This is a genomic window from Streptomyces sp. NPDC031210, from assembly GCF_055570395.1.
Window position 1 is genome coordinate 380,777 of the sequence record NZ_JBVIHH010000004.1, and the last position, 24,047, is coordinate 404,823.

Annotated in this window: 25 protein-coding genes; 10 read left to right on the forward strand and 15 right to left on the reverse strand. The window is 71.5% G+C overall.

The window, feature by feature from the left end; all coding sequences use genetic code 11:
• Window positions 1-29: 29 nt before the first annotated feature.
• Window positions 30-572 (reverse strand): gluconokinase, encoded by a 543-nt coding sequence (locus tag ACZ45Z_RS11215; protein WP_468359627.1) that lies wholly within the window; start codon window positions 570-572, stop codon window positions 30-32.
• A 131-nt stretch (window positions 573-703) separates the two neighbouring features.
• Here ACZ45Z_RS11215 and ACZ45Z_RS11220 point away from each other — a divergent pair, with 131 nt between their 5' ends.
• Window positions 704-1,405: a FadR/GntR family transcriptional regulator gene (locus ACZ45Z_RS11220; RefSeq protein ID WP_468359630.1), complete on the forward strand. Its 702-nt coding sequence runs from the start codon at window positions 704-706 to the stop codon at window positions 1,403-1,405.
• 15 nt (window positions 1,406-1,420) lie between these two features.
• Here ACZ45Z_RS11220 and ACZ45Z_RS11225 read toward each other — a convergent pair whose 3' ends face one another.
• Together ACZ45Z_RS11225 and ACZ45Z_RS11230 are read right to left on the reverse strand one after the other, a co-directional pair.
• The gene (locus tag ACZ45Z_RS11225) at window positions 1,421-1,633 is read right to left on the reverse strand and encodes a hypothetical protein (RefSeq protein WP_468359633.1); all 213 of its coding nucleotides are present in this window, start codon (window positions 1,631-1,633) and stop codon (window positions 1,421-1,423) included.
• A 75-nt stretch (window positions 1,634-1,708) separates the two neighbouring features.
• Entirely contained in the window at window positions 1,709-3,307 is a 1,599-nt protein-coding gene (locus ACZ45Z_RS11230) for an acyl-CoA mutase large subunit family protein (RefSeq protein ID WP_468359636.1), read from the reverse strand.
• Between the two features lie 137 nt (window positions 3,308-3,444).
• Here ACZ45Z_RS11230 and ACZ45Z_RS11235 point away from each other — a divergent pair, with 137 nt between their 5' ends.
• Window positions 3,445-4,302, forward strand: a complete 858-nt coding sequence (locus ACZ45Z_RS11235; protein WP_468359639.1) for a L,D-transpeptidase family protein — start codon at window positions 3,445-3,447, stop codon at window positions 4,300-4,302.
• A 174-nt stretch (window positions 4,303-4,476) separates the two neighbouring features.
• Here ACZ45Z_RS11235 and ACZ45Z_RS11240 read toward each other — a convergent pair whose 3' ends face one another.
• From ACZ45Z_RS11240 to ACZ45Z_RS11250, 3 genes are all read right to left on the reverse strand, one after another.
• Window positions 4,477-5,493 (reverse strand): hypothetical protein, encoded by a 1,017-nt coding sequence (locus ACZ45Z_RS11240; RefSeq protein WP_468359642.1) that lies wholly within the window; start codon window positions 5,491-5,493, stop codon window positions 4,477-4,479.
• Complete coding sequence (locus ACZ45Z_RS11245; RefSeq protein WP_468359645.1) at window positions 5,493-6,350, reverse strand: RNA polymerase sigma factor; 858 nt, start codon at window positions 6,348-6,350, stop codon at window positions 5,493-5,495. The genes ACZ45Z_RS11240 and ACZ45Z_RS11245 overlap by 1 nt, the downstream gene beginning before the upstream one ends.
• 489 nt (window positions 6,351-6,839) lie before the next feature.
• A complete protein-coding gene (locus ACZ45Z_RS11250; RefSeq protein ID WP_468359648.1) occupies window positions 6,840-8,543 on the reverse strand; it encodes a beta-N-acetylhexosaminidase in 1,704 nt (567 codons plus the stop codon).
• 577 nt (window positions 8,544-9,120) lie between these two features.
• Here ACZ45Z_RS11250 and sdhC point away from each other — a divergent pair.
• Genes sdhC through ACZ45Z_RS11270 form a run of 4 tightly spaced genes read left to right on the forward strand, consistent with a single transcriptional unit; the run spans window position 9,121 to window position 12,548 of the window.
• The gene (gene sdhC / locus ACZ45Z_RS11255; protein ID WP_393894587.1) at window positions 9,121-9,501 is read left to right on the forward strand and encodes a succinate dehydrogenase, cytochrome b556 subunit; all 381 of its coding nucleotides are present in this window, start codon (window positions 9,121-9,123) and stop codon (window positions 9,499-9,501) included.
• Window positions 9,502-9,510: 9 nt separating this feature from the next.
• Window positions 9,511-10,002, forward strand: a complete 492-nt coding sequence (locus ACZ45Z_RS11260; protein ID WP_468359653.1) for a succinate dehydrogenase hydrophobic membrane anchor subunit — start codon at window positions 9,511-9,513, stop codon at window positions 10,000-10,002.
• A gap of 24 nt (window positions 10,003-10,026) precedes the next feature.
• Window positions 10,027-11,781, forward strand: a complete 1,755-nt coding sequence (gene sdhA / locus ACZ45Z_RS11265; RefSeq protein WP_468359656.1) for a succinate dehydrogenase flavoprotein subunit — start codon at window positions 10,027-10,029, stop codon at window positions 11,779-11,781.
• Window positions 11,781-12,548 (forward strand): succinate dehydrogenase iron-sulfur subunit, encoded by a 768-nt coding sequence (locus tag ACZ45Z_RS11270; protein WP_468359659.1) that lies wholly within the window; start codon window positions 11,781-11,783, stop codon window positions 12,546-12,548. Before sdhA ends, ACZ45Z_RS11270 begins: the two co-directional genes overlap by 1 nt.
• Window positions 12,549-12,565: 17 nt before the next feature.
• On the opposite strand, the gene ACZ45Z_RS11275 is transcribed toward ACZ45Z_RS11270, so the two are convergent.
• The gene (locus tag ACZ45Z_RS11275; protein ID WP_468359662.1) at window positions 12,566-13,372 is read right to left on the reverse strand and encodes a hypothetical protein; all 807 of its coding nucleotides are present in this window, start codon (window positions 13,370-13,372) and stop codon (window positions 12,566-12,568) included.
• 237 nt (window positions 13,373-13,609) lie between these two features.
• Between ACZ45Z_RS11275 and ACZ45Z_RS11280 the strand changes: the two genes are divergently transcribed.
• The 3 genes from ACZ45Z_RS11280 to ACZ45Z_RS11290 are packed head-to-tail and all read left to right on the forward strand — an operon-like array spanning window position 13,610 to window position 15,036.
• Window positions 13,610-14,023 carry a hypothetical protein gene (locus ACZ45Z_RS11280; protein WP_468359664.1) on the forward strand — a complete coding sequence of 138 codons (414 nt, stop codon included), beginning with the start codon at window positions 13,610-13,612 and terminating at the stop codon, window positions 14,021-14,023.
• Window positions 14,020-14,196 carry a hypothetical protein gene (locus tag ACZ45Z_RS11285; protein ID WP_468359666.1) on the forward strand — a complete coding sequence of 59 codons (177 nt, stop codon included), beginning with the start codon at window positions 14,020-14,022 and terminating at the stop codon, window positions 14,194-14,196. Before ACZ45Z_RS11280 ends, ACZ45Z_RS11285 begins: the two co-directional genes overlap by 4 nt.
• A 9-nt stretch (window positions 14,197-14,205) precedes the next feature.
• On the forward strand, window positions 14,206-15,036 hold the full coding sequence (locus ACZ45Z_RS11290; RefSeq protein ID WP_468359669.1) for a TetR/AcrR family transcriptional regulator: 831 nt from the start codon (window positions 14,206-14,208) through the stop codon (window positions 15,034-15,036).
• 31 nt (window positions 15,037-15,067) lie between these two features.
• Here the strand turns inward: ACZ45Z_RS11290 and ACZ45Z_RS11295 are convergent, their stop codons facing one another.
• From ACZ45Z_RS11295 to ACZ45Z_RS11320, 6 genes are all read right to left on the reverse strand, one after another.
• Window positions 15,068-15,577 carry an FBP domain-containing protein gene (locus tag ACZ45Z_RS11295; protein ID WP_468359672.1) on the reverse strand — a complete coding sequence of 170 codons (510 nt, stop codon included), beginning with the start codon at window positions 15,575-15,577 and terminating at the stop codon, window positions 15,068-15,070.
• Window positions 15,578-15,764: 187 nt separating this feature from the next.
• Entirely contained in the window at window positions 15,765-16,955 is a 1,191-nt protein-coding gene (locus ACZ45Z_RS11300) for a S8 family peptidase (RefSeq protein WP_468359674.1), read from the reverse strand.
• A 119-nt stretch (window positions 16,956-17,074) separates the two neighbouring features.
• The gene (locus ACZ45Z_RS11305) at window positions 17,075-18,538 is read right to left on the reverse strand and encodes a hypothetical protein (protein WP_468359677.1); all 1,464 of its coding nucleotides are present in this window, start codon (window positions 18,536-18,538) and stop codon (window positions 17,075-17,077) included.
• Window positions 18,539-18,602: 64 nt separating this feature from the next.
• Window positions 18,603-18,914 carry a hypothetical protein gene (locus ACZ45Z_RS11310; protein WP_468359680.1) on the reverse strand — a complete coding sequence of 104 codons (312 nt, stop codon included), beginning with the start codon at window positions 18,912-18,914 and terminating at the stop codon, window positions 18,603-18,605.
• A gap of 214 nt (window positions 18,915-19,128) precedes the next feature.
• Complete coding sequence (locus ACZ45Z_RS11315) at window positions 19,129-20,397, reverse strand: metallophosphoesterase (RefSeq protein WP_468359682.1); 1,269 nt, start codon at window positions 20,395-20,397, stop codon at window positions 19,129-19,131.
• Between the two features lie 25 nt (window positions 20,398-20,422).
• On the reverse strand, window positions 20,423-20,749 hold the full coding sequence (locus tag ACZ45Z_RS11320) for an SCO4848 family membrane protein (RefSeq protein ID WP_468359685.1): 327 nt from the start codon (window positions 20,747-20,749) through the stop codon (window positions 20,423-20,425).
• On the opposite strand from ACZ45Z_RS11320, the gene ACZ45Z_RS11325 reads away from it, so the two are divergent.
• Entirely contained in the window at window positions 20,748-22,214 is a 1,467-nt protein-coding gene (locus ACZ45Z_RS11325) for a D-alanyl-D-alanine carboxypeptidase family protein (RefSeq protein WP_468359688.1), read from the forward strand. The genes ACZ45Z_RS11320 and ACZ45Z_RS11325 overlap by 2 nt on opposite strands.
• A gap of 24 nt (window positions 22,215-22,238) precedes the next feature.
• On the opposite strand, the gene ACZ45Z_RS11330 is transcribed toward ACZ45Z_RS11325, so the two are convergent.
• Window positions 22,239-23,165 (reverse strand): YihY/virulence factor BrkB family protein, encoded by a 927-nt coding sequence (locus tag ACZ45Z_RS11330; protein WP_468359691.1) that lies wholly within the window; start codon window positions 23,163-23,165, stop codon window positions 22,239-22,241.
• 225 nt (window positions 23,166-23,390) lie between these two features.
• Entirely contained in the window at window positions 23,391-23,975 is a 585-nt protein-coding gene (locus ACZ45Z_RS11335; RefSeq protein ID WP_468359694.1) for a 2'-5' RNA ligase family protein, read from the reverse strand.
• Window positions 23,976-24,047 lie beyond the last annotated feature (72 nt).

Sequence of the window (24,047 nt, forward strand, 5' to 3'; positions counted from 1 at the left end):
GTACGTGAAGGGCGTTACGTGAAGGGGCGTCAGCCGGCCGGGCGCAGGCGGCGCAGGGCGGCGACGGCGCGGGCGGCGATCTCCTCCGGCGTGCCGGACACCTCCACGACGACACCGGCCTCGTCGGGGCCGAGCGGTTCGAGCGTGGCGAACTGGGAGTCGAGCAACGCGGCCGGCATGAAGTGACCGGTGCGCCCGGCCATCCGCTCCTCGATCAGCGCCCGGTCTCCGGTGAGGTGCAGGAACACGAGGGGGGACAGGCCGGGGGCGCCGGGCGGGCCCGGGTCGGCGGCGCGCAGGCGGTCGCGGTAGGCGCGCTTGAGCGCGGAGCTGCTGACCACGCCGCCCCGGCCGGCCCGGTCGTGGGCCCAGGCGCCGATGGCGTCCAGCCAGGGGCCGCGGTCGTCGTCGTCCAGCGGGGTGCCGGCCGACATCTTGGCGATGTTGGCCGGCGGGTGGAAGTCGTCGCCCTCGGCGTAGGCAACGCCCAGTTCGGCGGCCACGAGAGGGCCGATCGTCGTCTTACCGGTGCCGGCCACGCCCATCACCACGACGACGTGGGGGAAGCTCATCCCGTCTACCTCGCTGTCTTCTTCGACCTCGTGCGTCGCCCCACTGAAACCCATTAGGTACGACGTATCAAGAGTCCGTGACGAAAACGTCATACTTAATCGAGGAAGTGGGGGGAACGTAGGCTGGCCCCATGGAAAACGAGGGGAAGGGGCTGCACGCCCGCGTGCTGGAGTCCCTGGGACCCGCGATCACCGCGGGTGACTACCCTCCGGGCACCGTCTTGCGCACGGACGAGCTGGAGCGGCGCTTCGACGTCTCGCGCACGGTCATCCGCGAGGCGATCCGGGTCCTGGAGTCCATGCGGCTGGTCGCCTCCCGTCGCCGGGTCGGGGTGACCGTCCGCCCCACCGAGGAGTGGAACGTCTACGACCCGCGGGTGATCAGTTGGCGGCTGGCCGGCCGGGACCGGCCCCGGCAACTGCGCTCGCTGACCGTCCTGCGCTCGGCCGTCGAACCGGTCGCGGCGGGACTGGCCGCCACCCACGCCACCCCCGCGCAGTGCGCCGAACTGACCGAGCACGCCATGGGCATGGTGGCCACCTCGCGCGGCCAGCAGCTCGACGCCTATCTCGTGCACGACACCGCCTTCCACCGCCTGGTGCTCGCCGCCTCCGGCAACGAGATGTTCGCCCGGCTCGGCGAGGTGGTCGCCGCGGTCCTGACCGGCCGCACCGAGCACCGTGTGATGTTCACCGACCCCGACCCGGCCGCGGTCACCCTGCACGTGCAGGTCGCCGAGGCGGTCCGCACCGGGGACGCGGCCCGCGCCGAGTCCCTGACCCGCGAGATCACCCTCGGCGCGATGGCCGAACTCGACGTGCTGGCGCCGTAGTTCACCGCCACCGGCTCAGAACAGCGGTTGCTGTCCCGGGATCGGCGGCTCCTCCGGGTCGAAGAGCTTCTCCGCCGGCGCCATCATCGGCGCGATCCGCCGCGACCCCGGGCAGGAGATCAGCTCCAGGCCCATCCGCCGCCCGGGCGGGTCGTGACGGCAGAAGCGGCCGCCGACGACGGCGATCTCTCGGGTGCAGACGGGGCACGCGCGGCGGGGTGAGGACATGCCACCAGTCTGACCCAGGGCGGCCGCGGCCGATTCCCGCGGGTCCCCGGAGCACCGGCCGGCTCGTAGGAGATGTCAGAAGGCGTCCGTGGGCACATGAACGCCCCACACCGCGCGCAGGGCGCCGCAGACCTCGCCGAGCGTCGCCCTGGCCCGCAGCGCCTCCCGCATCGGGTAGAGGACGTTGTCCGTGCCCGCGGCGGCCTCCTTCAGGGCGTCGAGCGCCGCGGACACCGCCGCCCCGTCGCGGCCGGCCCGCAGCGCGGCCAGCCGCCCGGCCTGCTGGGCCTCGATCGCCGGGTCGACCCGCAGCGGCTCGTACGGCTCCTCCTCGTCCAGCCGGAAGCGGTTGACGCCCACCACGACCCGCTCGCCGGCGTCCGTCTCCTGGGTGATGCGGTACGCGTTCCGCTCGATCTCACCCTTTTGGAAACCCCGCTCGATGGCGGCCACCGCACCGCCCAAGTCCTCGACGCGCCCCATGAGTTCGACCACGGCCGCCTCCATCCGGTCCGTCATCGACTCCACCGCGTAGGAGCCGGCGAACGGGTCGACGGTGGCGGTGACATCGGTCTCGTGGGCGAGCACCTGCTGGGTGCGCAGCGCCAGGCGCGCCGACTTGTCGGTCGGCAACGCGAGGGCCTCGTCGAAGGAGTTGGTGTGCAGCGACTGGGTGCCGCCGAACACCGCGGCCAGCCCCTGCACGGCGACCCGGACGAGGTTCACCTCCGGCTGCTGGGCGGTGAGCTGCACCCCGGCGGTCTGGGTGTGGAAGCGCAACATCAGCGACTTGGGGTTCCTCGCGCCGAACTCCTCCCTCATCACGCGCGCCCAGACGCGGCGGGCGGCGCGGAACTTGGCGACCTCTTCCAGGAGCGTGGTGCGGGCGACGAAGAAGAAGGACAGGCGGGGCGCAAAGTCGTCCACGTCCATGCCGGCGGCGACGGCCGTACGGACGTAGGCGATGCCGTCGGCGAGGGTGAAGGCGATCTCCTGCGCGGGCGAGGCACCGGCCTCGGCCATGTGGTAGCCGGAGATCGAGATGGTGTTCCACTTCGGGATCTCGGCCCGGCAGTACCGGAAGGTGTCCGCGACCAGGCGCAGTGACGGCTTCGGCGGGAAGATGTACGTACCGCGCGCGATGTACTCCTTGAGCACGTCGTTCTGGATCGTGCCGGTGAGCCGGTCCGCCGCCACCCCCTGCTCCTCGCCCACGAGTTGGTACAGGAGCAGCAGCAGCGCGGCCGGCGCGTTGATGGTCATGGAGGTGGAGACCCGCTCCAGCGGAATGCCGTCGAACAGCACCCGCATGTCCTCGATCGAGTCGATGGCCACGCCGACCTTGCCGACCTCGCCGGCCGCGATCGGCGCGTCGGAGTCGTGGCCCATCTGCGTCGGCAGGTCGAAGGCGACGGACAGTCCGGTCGTGCCGTGTTCGATGAGCTGCCGGTAGCGGGCGTTGGACTCCCGCGCGGTGCCGAAGCCCGCGTACTGACGCATCGTCCAGGGGCGGCCGGTGTACATGGTGGGGTAGACGCCACGGGTGAAGGGGTAGTCGCCGGGCGCGCCGAGACGGCGCTCCGGGTCCCAGCCGTCGAGTGCCTCGGGTCCGTAGACGGGCTCGACGGGCAGACCGCTCTCGTTGTACCGCACACTGCCCGACTCGCGCGTCATGGGGATACGCCTTCCCAGTGGTGACCGGATGTACGTGTTCCGAGACCTGGTCACCAGGATGCCCGCAGGTTCGGCGCCGCGCAGCCCTGGGAAGCATCACGGTGGCCGGTGGGGCCGGCGAGACGCGGGGGTGGAAGATGGGGCACTCAGCGGGACGACGCACGGTGCGCGGGGTGCCGGCGGTGGCCGCGGTGCTGGTGGTGGCGGCGCTGGCGGTGGGGTGCCGGCCGGTGTCCGTCACGGGTACCGCGGCGCTCGACGGCAAGAGCGGCCGCTATCCGCCCAAGGCCGTTTCGTCCGCCGCCGGCGCGGCCCCCGCTCCCGCCCGACAGGCGCACCCGCGGCGGCCCGTGCCGCCCGAGCCGAGGCCGGTGCTGGCGGTCGGCTCGCGCGGCCCGCAGGTCCGCGAACTCCAGGCGCGCCTGGCGCAACTGGGGCTGTTCGACCGTTCCCCGACGGGCTATTACGGCACGGTGACCGCCGCCTCGGTCCGGGCGTTCCAGCAGCGGCTGGGCATGCCGCGGACCGGCGCGGTGCAGCCCGCGGCGTGGCGCGCGCTGCTCGCGCGCACCCGGCGTCCGTCGCCCGCGCAGTCCCGTCCGCCCACGGCCGAGCCGGTCGGCCGGCCGGACCGGCGCTGCGTGACGGGGCGGGTAATCTGCATCAGCAAGCGGGCCCGGACCCTGGCCTGGATGGTCGACGGCCGGGTCGTGACGGCGATGGATGTCCGTTTCGGCTCGCAGTACACCCCGACGCGCGAGGGCACGTTCGCCCTGACGTTCAAGAGCCGGCATCACGTCTCGACGCTCTATCACTCGGCGATGCCGTACGCGATGTTCTTCAGCGGCGGCCAGGCGGTGCACTATTCGTCGGACTTCGCGGCCCGCGGCTACCGCGGCGCCTCCCACGGCTGCGTCAACGTCCGCGACAAGAAGAAGATCGCCGCCCTCTTCGCCGCGGCCAAGCCGGGGACCAAGGTGGTCATCTACCGCTAGGACGGCCCGTCGGCCCTGGGGGCCGAGGTAAGAGAAGGGGCGCGGGCAGGGCCGGGGGAACGTGCCCCGCCCGCGCCGAGTGCGCGGAGCCGTGGGTACGGGGGGAACCCCGGCTCCTGCGCAGCCGATGACCAGTCGGCTTCACTCACTACTGCGTCACCGGTCCGGAAAACGTCACACCCCGCTGAGAGCCGCCGTCGAGGAGGCGCTGTCGGCGGGGTCCGGGACGGGGGTGGCGGGTGGTGCGGGGAGGGTGCGGGGAGCGGGGCTGGGTGTGGCGGGGTGTTCGTCGTCGTCTTCCTCGCCGCCGCCCTGGCCGCCACTGTTCTTGCCGCCGGTGTCGCCGCGGCCGCCGGTGCCGCCGCCGGACCCGTCGCCCGCCGAACCGCCGGTCCCGGAGCCGCCGTCGTGGTCGGTGAGGTACTTGCGGCAGAAGGTGTGGATCTTGTCGGCGCCGCCCGCCGCGCGCTCCAGGCGGCGCAGCGTATCGCGGTCCATGCTGCCGCGATTGCCGGATTCGTAGTCGCGGCACAGGGGCAGGACGAGCGCCTTGCGCGCGGCGTCCGGCCCGCTTTCACGGTCGCCGCCGTTGCCGCCCGCGCTGTCGCGGCCGCCCGGGGTGCCGGGGTCGGCGGTGCCGCCGGAGCTGCCCGGGCGGGGAGTGCCGGTGGGTTCGCGGCTGTTCCGGCCGGGGGTGGGGTCCGGGGAGTGGCCCGTACTGCCGTCGGTCTCCGCGCCCGGCGGGCGGGATTCGAGGGTGCCGGGGGTGGGGCGGGCGGAGACGGTGGAGCCCGGCTCGCCGTCGCCGCCCTGGAACGGCAGGACGCCGGAGCCGGCCGCCACGGCGACGCCGCCGATCGCGCAGACGGCCAGTGCGGCGGCGAAGCCGCGCCGGAAAGGGCGGGCGAGCCAGGTGCGGTCGGCGAGACTGCCGGGGCGCGCGGCCCGCCCGGCCGTGGCGCGCCGCCCGGCCCCGGGCTCGGCGACGCGTGCCTGGCGGAAGGCGGCGAGTGCGGCCTCTTCGCCGGGGAGCGGAACGGTTTCGGCGGGGGCCGCGCCGGCCGCCGCGGCGGCGTCGAGCAACTGCTGGAGTTCCTGGGCGCCGGCACCGTCGGGGGCTATGACCGGTTCGCCACGCAGCAGTCGCTCCGCGGCGTCCTTGTCGAGCCAGTTGTACCGGTCGTCGGCCATCACATGTCCTTCTGCGTTCGCGCGGCCGTTTCCGTCACACCTGGTACGTACGATTCCGCCACGCCGTCCCGGCGCCGTCTGCCCTGGAGGGGCACTCCGCCCATCGTTCCACCACCTTTGCGCGGACCGGGTGCGGAGGGGCGGGCGGAGGTACCTCCGCGTTGGTCGGCGCCGGATTCGGGCCCGTTTTCCGGACATCCCGGTCCGTTCTCCGGGCGTCCGGATCCGCTCCGCGGGCGTCCGGTGCCGTCGTCGCCGTCCTGGCCTGGGTCCTGCCCGAGGCCGTCGCCGTCGACGTCGCCGATCAGTTCGGCGAGCCGCCGCAGGCCCCGGTGCGCGGCGGTGCGCACCGCGCCGGACCGCTTGCCCAGGACCTGCGCCGCGCTCTTGGCGTCGAGTCCGACGACCACGCGCAGCACCACGGCTTCGGCCTGGTCCTGCGGCAGCCGGGATATGAGGCGGAGGGTGCGGCCGGTGCCGAGGGCTTCGAGCGCCTCGCCGGCGGTGTCGGCCGTGGCGGGCGTGTCGGTCAGTTCGCTCTCGTCGCCGCCGATGACGGGGCGCCGGCCGCGCATGCGGATGTGGTCCAGGGCGCGGTTGCGGGCGATGCGGGCGGCCCAGCCGCGGAAGCGGTCCGCGTCGCCGCTGAAGCGCGCGAGGTCGCGGGTGATCTGGAGCCACGCCTCGGACGCGACGTCCTCGGCGTCCGCTTCGCCCACCAAGGTCCGTACATATCCGAGAAGTCGGGGATGCACGGCGCGGTAGACGGTGCGGAACGCTGTCTCGTCGCCGTCCTGTGCCGCCTGTACGGCAACCGTCAGCCGACTGTCGTCCGGCTGAATGTCGTCCCCTCGCACGGGTCCATCCTGTCGCACGCGGAGTGTCCGCCGCCCGGTACTTGCTGCCTCTGCCTTGTCCCGCCGGCGGCTGACGCGCCGCGCGGCGCCGGGTACCTGACGGCCACCGACCGCCGCGGGTGAGCACGACACGCCGAAAACCCCCGGTAACCCGACTGTTCCTGCTGACCGTAACCCGTCGGCGCGCACGCTCCGAACCCGGGCCACCGCATGGAGCGACGGGCGCACGTGTCCGCGGGTGCCCGCGAGGGTCCCGCGAACGGGCCCGGTCAGCGCCCGACCCGCCGCGATTGGGCACGTTACGGGCCCCTCCCGGCCCGCGTCCAGGCCACCGGCCGTGCCCCCGGACGCACCCGGTGTGACATTTTCGGGCCGTCCGGCGCTGTATCGGTTAGGAGGCCGCACGCGGCCTTCCCGAGAACGACGGCCGGGGCCTCTCCTGTGGGGGGTGGCGGCCCCGGCCGTCCCTCTCCTTCTTCGGATCCCTCTTCAGACCCGGTCGGCCAGCGCCGTGAAGTCCTTCCACGACATCGCCGGCGGCCGCGGGTCCCAGGTCTTCTGTGCCAGCGCCCGCAGCGGCATCCGGATCCCCTTGGCGATCCGCTCCGGCGTCTGGGCACCGGCCCGGTCGCACCAGATGGCGAAGCGCGCGCCGGGCACCCGGTCGGGGCCGGTCCGGTCCTTGGGCACGGCCACCGGCGCGGTGCCGCGCAGCACCCGGGGCGTCCAGTCGCGGTAGATCCGCTCCCCCGTGGGGTAGACGAACTGATTGGGCTCGCCGAGGACGTAATAGAGGTACTCGTCGTTGAGGTTGAGCACCTCGCGGCCCTCACGCAGGTACTCCGCCGGGTCGCGGGCGCCGATCTCCTTGCCGGTCCAGTAGGCGACCGTGCGGCCCTTGTCGGCCTGGACGGAGCCGCCGGCGAAGAACCCGTCGTTCCACGCCTCGATCCGGTTCCGGCCCGCCGCCCGCACGACCTTCTGCCGGTCGTTGAGCCAGCCGGTGGCCAGGTCCTCGATGGTGGCGCCCGGCCCGTACTTCTCCCGCGCGGCCCGCGCGAGCCCCGGATAGGACGTCTGCGGCGAGCGCGACATCAGCGCCTGGTATTCGTCACCGCCCAGATGCCAGTACGCGTCGCCTTTCGGGCCGGCGAACAGCTTCGCGTATTCGCGCAGCAGGTCGTCGACGAGCGTGCCGGCCCGGGGTTCGGAGATGTCGATGGCGCCCGGCACCGTCCGCCCCTGGGCGTTGCGCAACTGGAGTTCGGGGTGCCGGTCGAGGACGGCGCCCAGGTGGCCGGGCGAGTCGATCTCGGGGATGACGCTGATGTGCCGGCTCGCGGCGAGCCGCAGCAGGCGGCGGACCTCGTCCTTGGTCAGGTGGTCCTTGGAGACGATCTCGGGGTGGGTGTCGCTCTGGATGCGGAAGCCCTGGTCGTCGGAGAAGTGCAGTTGGAGCTGGTTGAGCTTGAGGTCCCCCAGCTCGCGGACGCGGTCCTCGATCCAGGCGGCGCTGAAGGGCTTGCGGGCGTTGTCCAGCATCATTCCGCGCTGCGGGCGGTCCGGCCGGTCCTCGATGGTGCCTTCGGGGAGTCCGCCGGCGGCGCGTACGGCCTGCTTGACGGTGCGGGTGCCGTAGAAGACGCCGGCGTCGGTGGGGGCCGTCAGGGTGAGGCGGGTGTCGCGGGCGGTCAGGGTGTACGCCTCGTCGGCGGTGTCGCGGGCCGGGGCGTTGTCCGGCCGGTCCGCCGCGCCCTTGCCCCCGAGCTTCACCTCCACGTCCCCCGGGCGCACGCTCTGCTCCCCCCAGACCACGGGCAGCCCGCCCAGTTCGCCGGCGAGCAGGCGCGCCTCGTCGGCGACGGTGCTCTTCTGCCCGGCCGGCACGACGATCCGGGCGCCCTTCGAGGGCCGCCAGCCGCGCCCGTCGGCGGGGTGGAAGGCGCGTACGGCGGGGATGGTGCGCGGCGCTCCGGTGACCGGCGCCCAGGTGGGTGTGGGGGCGGCCGGAGAGGGGGTGCTGGTGGCCGATCGGGAGGCGCTGGCGGTGGCCGTGCCGCGGGGCGGCTCGGGGTCGGCGGCTCGGGAACAGCCGGTGAGGGCGAGGGCCGAGGCGAGCGCCGGGGCCAGCAGCGCGGGCGGCCGGAGGACCGACGGCCGGGTGGAGCGTGCCGGCCGGATCGGATTCAACATCGTGCAATCCTCACTTTCGGGGCGAAGGTATTGCCAGGTGCGCGGGGCCCGTCGTCCGCCAAGCGCGCGAAAGCTCTCTCATCCGGGTGAACCGCGCGCATCCGCCGGACAGCGGTCGACCGGCGTCGTCAGCGCGGCGTCCGACTCGGCCACCTCCTCACCTCCGCTTCCGCGGGCGGCCGGCGTCCCTCCGGCTCCCGTCCGTCGCTCCGCTTCCCGTCCAGCTTCCGTCAGCGGCCCGTTCCGCACCCGTCGGGAAGATCCGTCCGCCGCCGTCCGGGTAGCGGTGCGGCATACCTTGGCAGAACCGAGTGGCCTCTCCGCAAGAGCCTGTGGCACATGCCGACGCGTCCGGCTCATGACTCATCGTCCGGAAAGTGACTGTTCGTACTTGTGTGATAGCCCGTTGGTGCCTGTTTGATCACACCTAAGGACCCCGGCGCAAGGAACCGACAACACGTCGCTACGATGGCCAGGGCCGGTGGACCGTACCCGGCCGGGCCCGACCGACAGTGCAGATTCCACTTCGCGGAAGACTGGCGGCCAGCCCCAATCCCCGCTCCCGGAGGGTATTTCCGTGCCGGCTGGAACGCTGTACCGCGGCCGGGAAGGCATGTGGTCCTGGGTGGCTCATCGAGTCACTGGCGTCCTCATCTTCTTCTTCCTGTTCGTCCACGTCCTCGACACCGCTCTCGTCCGGGTCTCTCCCGAGGCCTACGACGACGTCGTCGCGACATACAAGACGCCCCTCGTCAACGTGATGGAGTACGGCCTCGTGGCCGCCATCCTCTTCCACGCGCTCAATGGCCTGCGGGTCATCGCCGTGGACTTCTGGTCGAAGGGTCCGAAGTACCAAAAGCAGCTTCTGTGGACCGTTGTCGGTATCTGGGTCGTTTTGATGGCCGGTGCCTTCTACCCCGTGCTGCAGCACACCCTGCGCACGCTGTTCGGGAGCTGATGAGGCGAGATGTCTGCTGAAACCCACTCCCCCGCGGCCGACGCCGCGACGGACACCACCGCCGGCGTTCCGCTCTACGACGTGGACAACCCGGCCCCCGTCATCGAGCCGCCGCGCAAGCGCACCGGGAAGACCCCGCGCGCCTCGCGCGGCAACTTCGAGATGCAGACGTGGCTCTTCATGCGTCTGTCCGGCATCGTCCTGGTCGTCCTGGTCCTGGGTCACCTGCTGATCCAGCTCGTGCTGGACGGCGGCGTCACCAAGATCGGCTTCGCGTTCGTCGCCGGCCGCTGGGCCTCACCGTTCTGGCAGGTCTGGGACCTGACGATGCTGTGGCTCGCCATGCTGCACGGCGCCAACGGCCTGCGCACCGTCATCAACGACTACGCGCAGCGGGACAACACCCGCTTCTGGCTGAAGATGCTGCTGTACACCGCCACGGTGTTCACCGTCCTTCTGGGCACGCTGGTGATCTTCACCTTCGACCCGAACATCCGCTAGGCCCGGGGCTGAGGTAATCCACCCATGAAGATTCACAAGTACGACACGGTCATCGTCGGCGCCGGTGGCGCGGGCATGCGCGCGGCCATCGAGTCGACCAAGCGCAGCCGCACCGCCGTCCTGACGAAGCTCTACCCGACCCGCTCCCACACCGGCGCGGCGCAGGGCGGCATGGCCGCCGCCCTGGCCAACGTCGAGGAGGACAACTGGGAGTGGCACACCTTCGACACGATCAAGGGCGGCGACTACCTGGTCGACCAGGACGCCGCCGAGATCCTGGCGAAGGAGGCCATCGACTCGGTCCTGGACCTGGAGAAGATGGGCCTGCCGTTCAACCGGACCCCGGACGGCACGATCGACCAGCGCCGCTTCGGCGGTCACAGCCGTAACCACGGCGAGGCCCCGGTCCGCCGGTCCTGCTACGCCTCGGACCGCACCGGCCACATGATCCTCCAGACGCTGTACCAGAACTGCGTCAAGGAAGGCGTGGAGTTCTTCAACGAGTTCTACGTCCTCGACCTCCTGCTCCAGGACGTCGACGGGGTCAAGAAGTCCGCGGGCGTCGTCGCCTACGAGCTGGCGACCGGCGAGATCCACGTCTTCCAGGCGAAGGCGGTCATCTTCGCCTCCGGCGGCACCGGCAAGTTCTTCAAGGTGACCTCCAACGCGCACACCCTGACCGGTGACGGCCAGGCGGCCGCCTACCGCCGCGGGCTGCCGCTGGAGGACATGGAGTTCTTCCAGTTCCACCCGACGGGCATCTGGCGCATGGGCATCCTCCTGACCGAGGGCGCGCGCGGCGAGGGCGGCATCCTTCGCAACAAGGACGGCGAGCGCTTCATGGAGAAGTACGCGCCCGTCATGAAGGACCTGGCCTCGCGAGACGTGGTCTCCCGCTCCATCTACACGGAGATCCGCGAGGGCCGCGGCTGCGGTCCGGACGGCGACCACGTCTACCTGGACCTGACCCACCTGCCGCCGGAGCAGCTCGACGCCAAGCTGCCCGACATCACCGAGTTCGCGCGGACCTACCTCGGTATCGAGCCCTACACGGACCCGATCCCGATCCAGCCGACCGCGCACTACGCCATGGGCGGCATCCCGACCAACGTCGAGGGCGAGGTGCTGGCCGACAACACCACCGTCGTCCCGGGCCTGTACGCCGCCGGCGAGGTGGCCTGTGTCTCCGTGCACGGCGCCAACCGCCTGGGCACCAACTCGCTGCTGGACATCAACGTCTTCGGCAAGCGGGCCGGCATCGCCGCGGCCCAGTACTCCGCCGGGCACGACTACGTCGAGCTGCCCGAGGACCCGGCGCGCCAGGTCATCGACCAGGTGGAGCGGCTGCGCAACTCCGACGGGAGCGAGCGGGTCACGGAGATCCGCAAGGAGCTCCAGGAGTGCATGGACGCCAACGTGATGGTGTTCCGCACCGAGCAGACGATCAAGACCGCGGTCGAGAAGATCGGCGAGCTGCGCGAGCGGTACCTGAACGTGTCCATCCAGGACAAGGGCAAGCGGTTCAACACCGACCTGCTGGAGGCCATCGAGCTGGGCAACCTGCTCGACCTGGCCGAGGTCATGGCCGTCTCCGCGCTCGCCCGCAAGGAGTCCCGCGGCGGTCACTACCGCGAGGACTACCCCAACCGCGACGACGTCAACTTCATGCGGCACACCATGGCGTACCGCGAGGTGGGCGCAGACGGCGCCGAGTCGATCCGTCTCGACTACAAGCCGGTCGTGCAGACCCGCTACCAGCCGATGGAGCGTAAGTACTGATGAGCACCTCCACGCTCGAAAAGAGCGCGGCCTCCGCCGAGACCGAGGCCGCCGCACACACGATCAAGGTCACCTTCCGGATCCGCCGGTTCAACCCGGAGATCTCCGAGGACGCGAGTTGGGAAGACTTCCAGCTCGACATCGACCCGAAGGAGCGCGTCCTGGACGCCCTCCACAAGATCAAGTGGGACCTGGACGGTTCGCTGACCTTCCGTCGGTCCTGCGCCCACGGCATCTGCGGCTCCGATGCGATGCGCATCAACGGCAAGAACCGCCTGGCCTGCAAGACGCTGATCAAGGACATCAACCCGGAGAAGCCGATCACGGTCGAGGCCATCAAGGGCCTGACGGTCCTGAAGGACCTGGTCGTGGACATGGAGCCGTTCTTCCAGGCTTACCGCGACGTGATGCCCTTCCTGATCACCAAGGGCAACGAGCCGACGCGTGAGCGCCTGCAGACCGCCGAGGACCGCGAGCGCTTCGACGACACCACCAAGTGCATCCTGTGCGCCGCGTGCACGTCGTCCTGCCCGGTGTTCTGGAACGACGGCCAGTACTTCGGCCCGGCGGCCATCGTCAACGCCCACCGCTTCATCTTCGACTCGCGCGACGAGGGCGGCGAGCAGCGCCTGGAGATCCTGAACGACAAGGACGGCGTCTGGCGCTGCCGTACGACCTTCAACTGCACGGACGCCTGCCCGCGCGGCATCGAGGTCACGAAGGCGATCCAGGAGGTCAAGCGGGCGCTGATCACTCGGCGCTTCTGAGCGGTCCGCCTCGCCGGTCACCTCGCACCGATCAGGCACCGCTTCCCGCCCCCGAGGCGGGTCCGTACGTCCCTGAGGGCCTCGCTTCCGTACTCACGGAGGCGGGGCCCTTCGGCGTCCGCCGTCGCGCTCGCCGGATAGACCAGGACCGGCGGCAGCGCGTCGTCCGCGAGCGCCACCGGCACCCCACGGCAGAAATACGACGGGACGAGGACCAGCCCGCGCCCCTCCAGGCGCAGTTCCCGCTCGACGGGATAGCCCACCTCCAGCACCGGCGGCCGCCACCGCATCAGCGGCCCGAACGTCCGCAGCATCGCCTCGGCCCCGGCCTGCCCCAGCGCGTGCAGCCGCAACGCCCGGTCGCCCGCCACCCGCTCCGCGATCCGCGCCCAGCCCGGCGCGACGGCGAGGTGGTGGTACGTCCGCAGCCCCCGGGCGAGCCGCCGCAGCGCCGCCGGCTCGCCCGCCGCCAGCGCGCCCGCCCACCCCGGGAGCGGCCGGCGTCCGGCCAGTACGCCCAGCTCCGCGCGCAGCCGCGCCCGGGGCGTACTCATCACGGCCTCCAGCCCCGGCTCGACGCCGTGCGCGGCGGCGGGCGGGGTGAGGAAGTCCGGGAAATAGCCCCGCCGGGGCACCAGTGGCAGCAGGGTCCGCAACGGTCCGGGACCGTGCCACCGCGCGTGCCGCCGCCAGACCGCCAGCGCCGGCTCCGCCCGGTCCTCCCGCAGGATGTGCAGGCTCAGCACGGTCTCCCACAGCGGATCGGCCCCGTCGGCCACTCGTGTACGCGCCAGATCCCGCGCGGTGAAGTGCACTCGTAACACACCGGCCCCCCTGCTCCCGTGCCCACCGCTCCCCCGAACGGCGTGCACACGAGGATCAGCCCCACCGGCCACTTCCGCAAGCACCCGGAACAGACGGATCATCAGGCGCTCTGATCTTCTGCGCCTCTCCCGCCCCCTCCCCACCCCCTCCTCACCCCCCCCCACTTGAACACGTTCAAAAACAGGTCTACAGTTCCTCACGGACCGCTTTTTGAACACGTTCAAGGAGGGTGGGGCATGGACCTCACAGTCGCCGCGTATATCGCCTACCTGCTCACCAGCGTGAGCCTGACCGTCTGGGTGGCCCGCACGCTCAGCCGGAACGGGCGCGTCTTCCTGGCCGACGTCCTGCGCGGCGACGAGAAGCTCGCCGAGGCCGTCAACCACCTGCTGGTCGTCGGCTTCTACCTCGTCAACCTCGGGTTCGTCGCCCTCTACCTGAAGGCCGCCGAGACGGTCGCGAACGCCCGCGGGCTTCTGGAGGCGCTCTCGCTCAAGCTCGGCGTCGTCCTCCTCGTCCTCGGGGTCCTGCACCTCGCCAACGTCTACGTCCTCAACAAGATCCGCCGGCGCGGGGCGATGGAGCGCGAAGACGCCCCGCCGGTGGCGCCGCGGGGCTGGACCGAGCCCTCGCCCGCCACGGGGGTGTGAGCGAGGTGACCGGCCACCTGGCGGACCGGGGCGGCATCGCCGTCCCGGTCCGCCGGCTGACGGTGCGGTGGGACCCGGGCTGTGCGCGGGCGGCCGCACGCCCGCGGACCGGGCGGGCAGCCCCGGCCGCGTGCCCCGAGGGCCGCGCCACCTGCGACGCCCGCTCCGGCTAGGGTCGGAGCGTGGACGAAGCGACAAGGGGTGCGGCGGGAGCGGCCGGTGGGCCGGGCGGGGACGGCGGGGGGACGCCGGGTCCGGAGACAACGGGCCCGGAGGCATCCGGGCCGCGGCGGCGTACGGCGCCACGCGCCAAGAGCGAGCAGACCCGCACACTGATCCTGGAGACGGCCTTGCGCCTCTTCCAGGAGCGCGGCTACGACAAGACCACCATGCGCGCCATCGCCCAGGAGGCCGGCGTCTCCGTAGGCAACGCCTACTACTACTTCGCCTCCAAGGAACACCTGGTCCAGGGGTTCTACGACCGCATCGCCGAACAGCACACCGCGGCCGTCCAGGAGGTCCTGGCCCGCGAGAAGGACCTGGCGGGACGGATCCGGGGCGTGCTGCTCGCCTGGCTCGACGTGGCCGAGCCGTACCACCGGTTCGCGACCCAGTTCTTCAAGAACGCCGCCGACCCCGAGAGCCCGCTCAGCCCGTTCTCCACCGAGTCCCGGGGCCCCCGGGAAACCGCCATCGCCGTCCACCGCCAGGTGCTGGCCGGCGCGGACGTCAAGGCCGCCCCCGAACTCGCCGAGCAACTACCGCGGTTGCTGTGGCTCCAGCAGATGGGCCTGGTCCTGTACTGGGTCTACGACCGCTCACCGCACTGCGCCCGCAGCCGCGCCCTGGTGGAGCGGACGTCCCCCCTGATCGCCCGCGCCGTGGCCGCCTCCCGCTTCCGCGTACTGCGCCCGCTCGTCCGCGAGATAACGAACGTCCTGAGCGACTTCCTGCTCCCGGCCCCCGCCTCCACTTCCCGCCAAAAGCCGGCCACCCCCAACCACGACTCTTAACGCTCTTTCCCTGCTTTTCCCTGCTCTCCTTCTACTTCCCCCCACCCGCGAGGACCTTGTCCAAAAAGGCGTCCAGATTCCGCACGGTGCGAGCGATCCGCTCCTCCAGCGGGAGGGTCTCCTCATGCCGCCCGGCGAGCTGGGACCGCTTACGTCCCCGGACGTAGAGAGAACACGCGAGGTCGGCGCAGAAGTATTCCCCGACGGTGTTCCCCTGCCGCCCCGAAGCCCCGGCACGACGCGCGGCCAGCAGGCTGACACCCGAGCCGGGGTGTCCGGTCACGCACACCGAACACACCGTCGTCTTGGTAAAACTCCGCCGCACCCCATGCGGAACCCGCAGCGTGACCCCGATCAGCCCGTCCCCACGAGGCGCCACCAGATAACTCCGGTCCGGCGCCCCCGGATCCCGCCATCCCAGGAAGTCCAGTGCCCCCCAGGGCAGTTCGGCCATTCCGACGGGCAAATTGATCCGGCTCGCCTCGCCCTTGGAACAGTTCACAAAAGAGGCACGTATCGCTTTTTCGCCTACGGGGTCCATGGGGCCTGAAACTAACAGCGGGGGCGGCGACCCGTCGCCCGATTTTCCCTCAGCGGGCGCTGCGCACGACGGCCCGCACACACGAGAGCTGCCGACCGCGTACACACGGTCGGCAGCTCTCGTCGAGGAGGGACGGCTCGCTCAGCGGCTCACAGCGGCCGGGCGCGCGGGCCTCGGGCGGGCGTGCTCAGCCCCATGCCTGGCTGCCGGCGTTCTTCCGGCGGCGCGAGGCGACCACGATCGCGATGACGATTCCGATGACAACCAGCAGGCCGAGGGCGCCGCCGCCGAAGAGCATGAGCTTCTGCTTGCCGCCCATGGGCGGGTCGGGGTCCTGGCCCTTGTCGGCGCCGGGCTTGACGGCCGTCTGGGGGGCCTTGCCGTGGGGCATCGGCAGCGGTCCCTGTGCGGGGCCGGCCGGGATGTTGCGCCGCAGGGCGGGGCCGGGCTGGATGAAGCCGTAGCCGTAGTGGGTGTCCGGGAGCTTGAGGTGCTTGTCCTTTTCCGCCTGGGCCAGGCCGGCCGTCTTCACCAGACGGTTGGCGATCTGGCCCGGGGTGAGGTCCGGGAACTTCTCCTTGATCAGGGCAGCCGCCGCGGAGACGTAGGCCGTGGCGGCCGAGCTGCCGTCCGCGGTTCGGTAGGCCGAGTCGCTCTTGCCCATCGCGACGGGAATCTTCACGCCGGGGGCGAGGAGGTCGAGCGTGGAGTTGGCGTTGTTGGCGTCGTCAGCCTCGCCGGACTCGTCCACCGATCCGACACCGATCGCGCCGGGGCAGGCCGCCGGGTAGTTCTTCTTGGGGCGGCCGTCGTTGCCGACGCCGGCCACCACGACGACCCCCTTCTCCAGCGCGTAATGGATCGACGCGCAGGTATCCGCGGACGGGTCCTCGATGAACGACATATTGATGACGTCGGCACCGTGGTCGACCGCGTATCGGGTCGCCGCCGCACCGTTCTTGTACGTGGGCAGGGGCATGATCTTCGCCCCTGGGGCCAGTCCCTTGATGCCTGCGGAGCCACCCGGGCCGTGCCCGTGGGCCGCGATGATGCCGGCCATGGCTGTCCCGTGGTCACGGATGTCCTCGCCCGGAGCGAGCTCGTCGGATCCGTCCCCTTGGGACGTGTTCGCGAAGTTCTCGCCCGGGACGAACTGTCCCTTCAGGTCCTGATGGGTCTCGCGAAAACCGCCGTCGAGCACGGCCACCGTGACGCCCTTGCCGGTAGCTTCCGTCCAGAGCTGCTGGGCGCCGAACGCCTCCAGCGGCCACAGGTCCTTGCGTACCTGATCCGCGGATGCGGTCCCGCTCGCGGCCAGCAGCAGCGCTCCCGTCAGCGCGGCACCCGCCGTCGCGCGCAGTGTTCGGGTGACCCTCATTGCTTCGCTCCTTCTTGCCGTGCCGTCCGGGCTGCGGTCGGTGCTCCGTCTGACGAGAGGCCCCGCACGCTGGGTGCGGGGCCACGCCTCACTGGTCGCCGGGCGACGATATCGCCGGTCTACTCGATGACGCGAGGCGCCACATTACGTTGCGACGTCCACGTCTCTTCGTCCTCCACCAGGTAGTCGGGGCGCTGGTTGGTGCCGCGCTCCTTCTCCCCCTTGCCCTTGCCCTGGGCTCCGGCCGCGCCGGCCATGCCCTTGCCGCCCTGGCCCGTTCCGGCCTTCGCGCCGCCGCGGCTGCGGTGCAGACCGGAACCGCCCTGCTTGGCGCCGCCGGCGGGGCCGCCCGGCTTACCGACCACGCCGCCGCGGGTACGCGCCTGCGCACCGGTGCGTCCGGCCGCGCCGCCGCGACCCGCCTTGGCGCCACCGGCTCCGGCCGCGCCACCGCCACCGGGACGTCCCGCACCGGCCGCGCCACCGCGCATGCCGCCGGCGCCCCGGCCACCAGGACCCGTGCCACCGCCCGGCATACCGATGACGCCCGGCGGGAACGCCCCGCCGAAGGGACCGCCCGTTCCACCGACCACGCCGTGTCCGCCGGCCGGCATTCCGCCGCCGAACGTTCCGCCGGTCGACGGCGGGGTGAGGGTGCCACCCTGCACGCTGTCGAGGCCGGTGGTCACCGGCAGCTCCGGTCGGCTGATCTTGGGGCCGTCGAAACCCGGCGGGACGGCGTGCCCGCCCGCGCCGTTGGGCATCTTCGGCGTGACCGACGACGGCTTGGGCCGGGTAACACCTGTCGCGGGCATGTTCACCGGCGGAGGCGGGGCACTTGAGGAGGGGTGCTTCGGCCAGTCCCCCTTGGCTCCGCCTGGGTCGGTGCCTTCCTCAAGGATCTTCGCGTGGGCGTCGTAGTTCGCCGCCAGCTCATCCATCACGACGACGGCCTCGACCTGACGCTCCTTGCTCAGGGACAGGCTGTCCCGGTTGAGCTCGAGCGCCATGCGGGCGTCCATCTTCGGATTGGCCATGTCCTTGTGGAACTGGGTGTCGTCGCCGCTGTCGTCCAGCGCGCTGTCCACCTTGCCCGGGTCCTTGATCTTCGACATGGCCTTCTTGGCCTCACGAAGACTGTGGGCGACACCGAGCTCGGGACCACTCTCCCGGGTGCCGATCAAGGTCCGTTCGACGACCCTGGCGTGGCGGTAGGTCCGGTCGACCTTCTCCAGCACCTTCACGGCTTCCTTGCGGAACGCCTCGGAGGCCGAGCCCTCCCAGTGCGCGGTGGCGTGGTCGACGGCGTCCAAGAACGCCTTGCGGATACCGCCTTGCCCGTCGTTACCCGCGAGCCGGTCGGCGGAAGCGCGCCAGTGCGTTCCGGACGTCTCGATCGCGTCGGGATTGGCGTGCTCGACCATCGCCCGGAGCGCGTCGATGCCGTGGTGATGGAAGTCGGAGGGGGACGACGGCGTGAGGCGCTGACCCTTGAACGCCTTGAGTCGGTCTTCCCTCTCTTCCGCCTCCCGCTGCCGCTCCATCGTCTTGGCGCTTTCGTACTCCTGCCGGGCGTCAACCATGCAGGCCCCCCTCTGTCTTCTTCGCCGTCATCCGTCCGTGCACCGTCGCGAGCCGTTCAGCCGTTCAGCCGTTCATCGAGGTCTTGGCGTTGTGCTCTTGGTCCTCATAGGCGCCACGGCTGGCTTCCGTCTTCTCGCCGAACCTGCGGATGAGGTCCTGGAGCGCCTGGACGACCTCCGTCATGTAGTCCTGCATGGCGTCGTGGGCATCGGCGAGCCTGCCCCTCTCGATGAAGTCACCACCGAACGCGGACTTCGGGATGTTGGTGCTGTACTTCACCTTCTGGCTCGGCTCGTCCATGTCGCTCTGAAGATGCTTGAGCTGACGCACCACGCTGTCCAGCTCGTTGAGATCGACCTTGAACCGCTCACTCACGACCGTTCTCCCCCGGTTCCCCGCATGCCCTGCTCGCCCTCCCCGCACAGCCCTGAAGCCGCCACGGTAAGGACCACGTAAAGTCAATAAATAGTACGGAGTCGCAAGCCTGTGCTGCAAGATCGATTGTCGTGATGTGTCTGATTTAGCGCGGCATGCGACCGCGCTTTGTAGACGGGTTGTTACCTCCGTGGCGCAACCGGGCGGGCGGGGATCACGTGTGGGGCGAGGCGAGTTGGACCACGGTGATGTCGGGGGGTGCTCCGACGCGTACGGGTGGGCCCCAGGTGCCGGCGCCGCGGGTGACGTAGAGCTGGGTGTCGCCATAGCGTTCCAGGCCGGCGACGGTGGGGTTGGTGGCTTCGGCCAGGTAGGTGACGGGCCACATCTGGCCGCCGTGGGTGTGGCCGGAGAGCTGGAGGTCGACGCCGTGGCGGACGGTGTCGTGGATGGTGACCGGCTGGTGGGCCATGAGGACGACGGCGCGGGCGGGGTCCCGGCCGTCGAGGGCGCGGGCGTAGTCGGGGCCCGCGTGTTCCGTCGCGCCGGCCAGGTCGTTGATGCCGGCGAGGTCGAAGCCGGGGAGTTCGGTGCGCGCGTTCTCCAGCGGGTGGATGCCCAGTTCCCTTACGTGGTCGACCCATTGGGCGGCGCCCGAGTAGTACTCGTGGTTGCCAGTGACGAAGTACGCGCCGTGCCGGGCGCGGAGGTCGCGTAGGGGTGCGGCGGCCGGGCCGAGGTCGGCGACGTCGCCGTCCACCAAGTCGCCGACGATGGCCACCAGGTCGGGGCCGGTGCGGTTGATCGTGTCGACGATGCGACGGGTGTGGGCGCGGCCGAGGAGCGGGCCGAGGTGGATGTCGCTGACGACGGCGATACGGAAGCCGTGGGCGGCTCGCGGGAGTTTGGTCAGGGGGATGGTGACGCGCTTGACGCGTGGGCCGTTGAGGGTCGTCGCGGTGCCGTATCCGACGGTGGCCGCGGCGGCCAGGGAGGCGCCCGCGGCGACCGCGCGGGCGAGGAAGAGGCGGCGGGGCGGCGCGGCGGGCGGCGGCAGGGCGTGCGCGTGGGGCGGGAGGAGGGTGGGAGTCGGTGCGGGGGTGGGAGTGGGTGGGGGTGGGGATGGGGAATCAGGGGTTGGCGGTGGTTCCTTGGCGGGCGGGGGTGCCGGGGGGTTCATGAGGCGCGCGGCGACCCACCGCACCACCTCGCCCGCCAGCAGCGCCAGAGTGAGGTAGAGCACCAGGGCCGGCCACAGGTAGCCGGGCCAGGCGAGGGCCTGTTGGAGGGGGAAGGGGGCGTTCGCGGGGGCGGAGAAGAGGGCCGCGAGGGAGGTCAGGGGGAGGACGAAGGCGGCGGCGGTGCCGATGCGGCGGAGGAGGGTGCCGGGGCTGGTGGTGTCGCGGATGAGGCGGCACCACAGGTAGCGGTGTACGCCGAAGAAGAGCCCGAGGACCGGGACCACGATCAGGGCGAAGATCACGGGGATTCCTCGGGTCGTCCGTGGGTCACGAGCCGGAGGAAGGCGCGGAGGGGGGCGTGGAGGAAGGCGTGGAGGGAGGGGTGGAAGGGGTGTGGGTGGGCTCGGGCGGCGCGGGGCGGTTGCGAAGGGCGCGCAGGCCGCGGAACCCGATCACGCCGATCGCCGTCCCCAAGAGAAAGGACGTCACCGCGAGCAGCAGATGCACCCAGAAGTAGGCGGTCGGGTCACCCGCGTCGTCAAAGGCGAGTCCGCTCCCGTCGTTCACGAGGTTTTTGACGAAAGTGATCCAGATGAACCAGCTCCATACCCCGAAGGCGAGCAGGAACCAGGACACGGGGCGAGAGAGCTTCATGAGTTCCAGTATGGGCAGGACCTCCATCCGGCGGTCGGCAGGGGCACTCTTCCGTGGGGTGCTGTCGGCGGATACGCCGCGGGCGGGTACGTTCACCGACGTGCCGATGACCTTCTCCGCTTCCCCGGCTTCCGTCCCTTCCGCCACCGGTTCCGCCCCTTCCACCACGACTTCCGTCCCTTCCACCACCGGCGCGACACCGGCGCGTACGGGATACCCCCTGCGCGCGGTCGCCGCGCTGGCCTCCTCCGCGTTGCTGGTCTCCCCGCTCCTCATGGCGGGCACCGCGTACGCCGACCCCAGGGACGGCAAGACTCCGCCGGAGGCCGCGCCGCCGGCGAAGATGTCCAAGGTCGGCGGGGACCGGCTGGGCATGCCCGGCGTCCAGGTGGGGCTGAAGGCGGGCGCGCCGAAGCTGCCGGAGCCGGACCAGCTCACGGCCCGTTCGTGGATCGTGTCCGACGCCGAGTCGGGCAAGGTGCTGGCGGCGAAGAATCCGCACTGGCGGCTCGCGCCGGCCAGCACGCTGAAGATGCTGTTCGCGGACACGCTGCTGCCGAAGTTCCCCAAGGACCAGAGGTACACGGTCAAGCCGGCCGACCTGGCGGGGATGGGCGAGGGCAGCAGCCTCGTCGGCATAAAGGAGAACCTGACGTATTCGGTCCACGATCTGTGGCTCGGGGTGTTCCTCCGCTCGGGCAATGACGCGGTGCACACCCTGGCGGCGATGAACGGCGGCACGCAGGCCACCGTCGCGCAGATGCGGAAGCAGGCCGCGGAGCTGAACGCGACCGACACGCATGTGGTCACCCCGGACGGCTATGACGCGCCGGGGCAGGTCTCCAGCGCGTACGACCTGAGCCTGTTCGCCCGCGCGGGGCTGCAGAACGCCGACTTCCGCGAATACTGCTCGACGGCGAGCGCGCAGTTCCCCGGGGAGCCGGAGAAGGGCGGCAAGCGGAAGACGTTCGGCATCCAGAACACCAACCGGCTGCTCAGCGGCGATTACGACATCAAGCCGTACCCGGGCATCGCGGGGGTGAAGAACGGCTCCACGACGAACGCCGGGTCGACGTTCACCGGTGTCGCCCAACGCGGTGACCGCAAGCTCCTGGTGACGATCATGAACCCGGCGAAGAAGGAGCACAACGAGGCCTACAAGGAGGCCGCCAAGCTCCTGGACTGGGGTTTCGCGGCGGCCGACAAGGTGGAGCCGGTCGGGCGGCTCGTCGGGCCCCGGAGCGAGGAGGGCGACGCGACGGCGGTCGGCAGCGGCCGGAACCGCGACGGAAGGCCGGGGCAGGACCACGCGCAGGCGGCGCTGGACACCTCCGACGGGTCCGGTGGGGCCTGGACGGCGGTGGGGATCGCCGGGCTCGCGCTGGCACTGCTGGGTGTGGTGGCGCTCGGCGTCCACCGCCGCTGGCCCCTGCCCGCACTGGTACGCGGCCGCCGCAAGAAGTAAGGGAGGGAGGAGCCGGGCCGGGGGTTACGGGGTGGCTGTCTCGGAGCCGTCGCCCCGCGTCTCCGACGGCTCCGTCCGCTCCGGCGGCTCCGGTTCCTCGTCGCCCGTCTCCTGCGTCGCCGTCCAGGACGCGCAGAAGACCAGCAGCTTCGCGGTGAAGTTGATCCACAGGAGCAGGGCGATCGGGGTGCCGAAGGCGCCGTACATGCTCTTCGAGGCGACGCCCTGGAGATAGCCGCTGAGCAGCAGCTTGAGCAGTTCGAAGCCGATCGCGCCGATGAGGCTCGCGACGACGACGGCGCGGCGCGGCGGGTCGGCGCCGGGCAGCTTGGTCAGGACGTAGGCGAGCAGCAGGAAGTCGGCGAGGACGGCGATGCAGAAGCCGGCCACGGTGAGCAGGACGCTGCCGGCGCCGCCCTCCGGCAGGCCGATCGCGTCGGCGGCCTTGCCGACGGCCGAGGCGGCGAACACCGAACAGGCGACCGAGAGCAGGGCGACGCCGCCGAGGCCGAGCAGGAGGGCGCCGTCGCGGAGCTTGCTGAGGAAGAAGTTGGTGTCGTCGTCGCCCTCCTCCCACACGGCGCGCAGGCAGTCGCGCAGGGCCTCGACCCAGCCGAGGCCGGTGAACAGCAGCGCGGCACCGGCGATCAGTCCGACAGTGCCGGCGTTGTCGACGAGTGCGGCGAGGTCGAGCTGGCCGGAGATGCCGGGGATCTGCTCGGCGAGCTTGCCTTCGAGGGTGTGCAGCCGGCTGTCGCTGAGTACGGCGGCGCCGACGGCGGCGGCGACGGTGAGGAGGGGGAAGAGCGCGATGAAGCTGGTGAAGGTGATGGCGGCGGCGAGCCTGGTCCAGTGCACCCGCAGCATGCGTTCGTAGGCGCGCCAGAGGTGGGTGGTCATCAGCCAGGTGACGGCCGGGCCGATCACCGGCAGTTTGCTCAGCCACTCCATGGCGTGCGTTCCCCTCTCGCCGCGGTGCCACCGCCTGCCCGGCGGCCGCCTACCCGACGGATACCCCCGGTGATCCGGAACACTAGCCTCCGGCCGCGTGAGGGAGCCCGTCCGGCGGCTTCCCGCCGCGTCGTCCAGCGGAAACGCGCCGTCGGGCAGGAAGGCGCCGTCCAGCAGGAACGCCGTTCTGGCGGGAAGGCGCCGTCCAGCGGCCGCCGGCGCCCTCTAGCAGGAAGGCGCCGGCGGCCGGGACAGGTCGGCCTGGCGGGGGACGACGCCGGCCGGGTGGAGGCCGAAGGGGTATTCGCGCTCCAGGCGCCACACCGCGTCCGCGCCCTGTTCGTAGAGGGCGAAGCCGCCGATCGTCCAGGTGGCGGAGAAGTCCTTGAGCTCGGCGTGGGCGCGGTCCATCGCCTCCTCGGCGATGCCGTGGGCGACCGTGACGTGCGGGTGGTAGGGGAACTGAAGTTCGCGGGCGCACGGGCCGGACGCGGCGCGGACGCGGGCCTGGAGCGCGGTGCAGCCGGCCTCGCCCTCGGCGAGCTTCACGAAGACGACCGGCGACAGGGGCCGGAAGGTGTCGGTGCCTTCCAGGCGGAGCGGGAAGGGCCGGAAGGACGCCGCGACCTCGGCGAGGTGCCGCTCGATGTCGGGCAGGGCCTCGGCTCTGACCTCCGTCGGGGGCAGCAGGGTGATGTGCGTGGGGATGCCGTGTGCGGCAGGGTCCCCGAAGCCCTCGCGCTTCCGCTGAAGGAAGCTTCCGTAAGGCTCCGGGACCGCGATCGAAACGCCCAGCGTTACGGTCCCCACTGCGTTCTCCCTCCTGCGTTCTTCCGTGGTGCTCTCGCGTGCCGTTCTCAGTGTGCCGGGTGCGCGGCCCGC

What these genes read in the sequence shown, in the direction of transcription:
- ACZ45Z_RS11215 (WP_468359627.1), bottom strand. Translation starts at nt 572, where the DNA reads ATGAGCTTCCCCCACGTCGTCGTGGTGATGGGCGTGGCCGGCACCGGT.
- ACZ45Z_RS11220 (WP_468359630.1), top strand. Translation starts at nt 704, where the DNA reads ATGGAAAACGAGGGGAAGGGGCTGCACGCCCGCGTGCTGGAGTCCCTG.
- ACZ45Z_RS11225 (WP_468359633.1), bottom strand. Translation starts at nt 1,633, where the DNA reads ATGTCCTCACCCCGCCGCGCGTGCCCCGTCTGCACCCGAGAGATCGCC.
- ACZ45Z_RS11230 (WP_468359636.1), bottom strand. Translation starts at nt 3,307, where the DNA reads ATGACGCGCGAGTCGGGCAGTGTGCGGTACAACGAGAGCGGTCTGCCC.
- ACZ45Z_RS11235 (WP_468359639.1), top strand. Translation starts at nt 3,445, where the DNA reads ATGGGGCACTCAGCGGGACGACGCACGGTGCGCGGGGTGCCGGCGGTG.
- ACZ45Z_RS11240 (WP_468359642.1), bottom strand. Translation starts at nt 5,493, where the DNA reads ATGGCCGACGACCGGTACAACTGGCTCGACAAGGACGCCGCGGAGCGA.
- ACZ45Z_RS11250 (WP_468359648.1), bottom strand. Translation starts at nt 8,543, where the DNA reads ATGTTGAATCCGATCCGGCCGGCACGCTCCACCCGGCCGTCGGTCCTC.
- ACZ45Z_RS11260 (WP_468359653.1), top strand. Translation starts at nt 9,511, where the DNA reads ATGTCTGCTGAAACCCACTCCCCCGCGGCCGACGCCGCGACGGACACC.
- sdhA (WP_468359656.1), top strand. Translation starts at nt 10,027, where the DNA reads ATGAAGATTCACAAGTACGACACGGTCATCGTCGGCGCCGGTGGCGCG.
- ACZ45Z_RS11270 (WP_468359659.1), top strand. Translation starts at nt 11,781, where the DNA reads ATGAGCACCTCCACGCTCGAAAAGAGCGCGGCCTCCGCCGAGACCGAG.
- ACZ45Z_RS11280 (WP_468359664.1), top strand. Translation starts at nt 13,610, where the DNA reads ATGGACCTCACAGTCGCCGCGTATATCGCCTACCTGCTCACCAGCGTG.
- ACZ45Z_RS11295 (WP_468359672.1), bottom strand. Translation starts at nt 15,577, where the DNA reads ATGGACCCCGTAGGCGAAAAAGCGATACGTGCCTCTTTTGTGAACTGT.
- ACZ45Z_RS11300 (WP_468359674.1), bottom strand. Translation starts at nt 16,955, where the DNA reads ATGAGGGTCACCCGAACACTGCGCGCGACGGCGGGTGCCGCGCTGACG.
- ACZ45Z_RS11305 (WP_468359677.1), bottom strand. Translation starts at nt 18,538, where the DNA reads ATGGTTGACGCCCGGCAGGAGTACGAAAGCGCCAAGACGATGGAGCGG.
- ACZ45Z_RS11325 (WP_468359688.1), top strand. Translation starts at nt 20,748, where the DNA reads ATGAGTTCCAGTATGGGCAGGACCTCCATCCGGCGGTCGGCAGGGGCA.
- ACZ45Z_RS11320 (WP_468359685.1), bottom strand. Translation starts at nt 20,749, where the DNA reads ATGAAGCTCTCTCGCCCCGTGTCCTGGTTCCTGCTCGCCTTCGGGGTA.
- ACZ45Z_RS11330 (WP_468359691.1), bottom strand. Translation starts at nt 23,165, where the DNA reads ATGGAGTGGCTGAGCAAACTGCCGGTGATCGGCCCGGCCGTCACCTGG.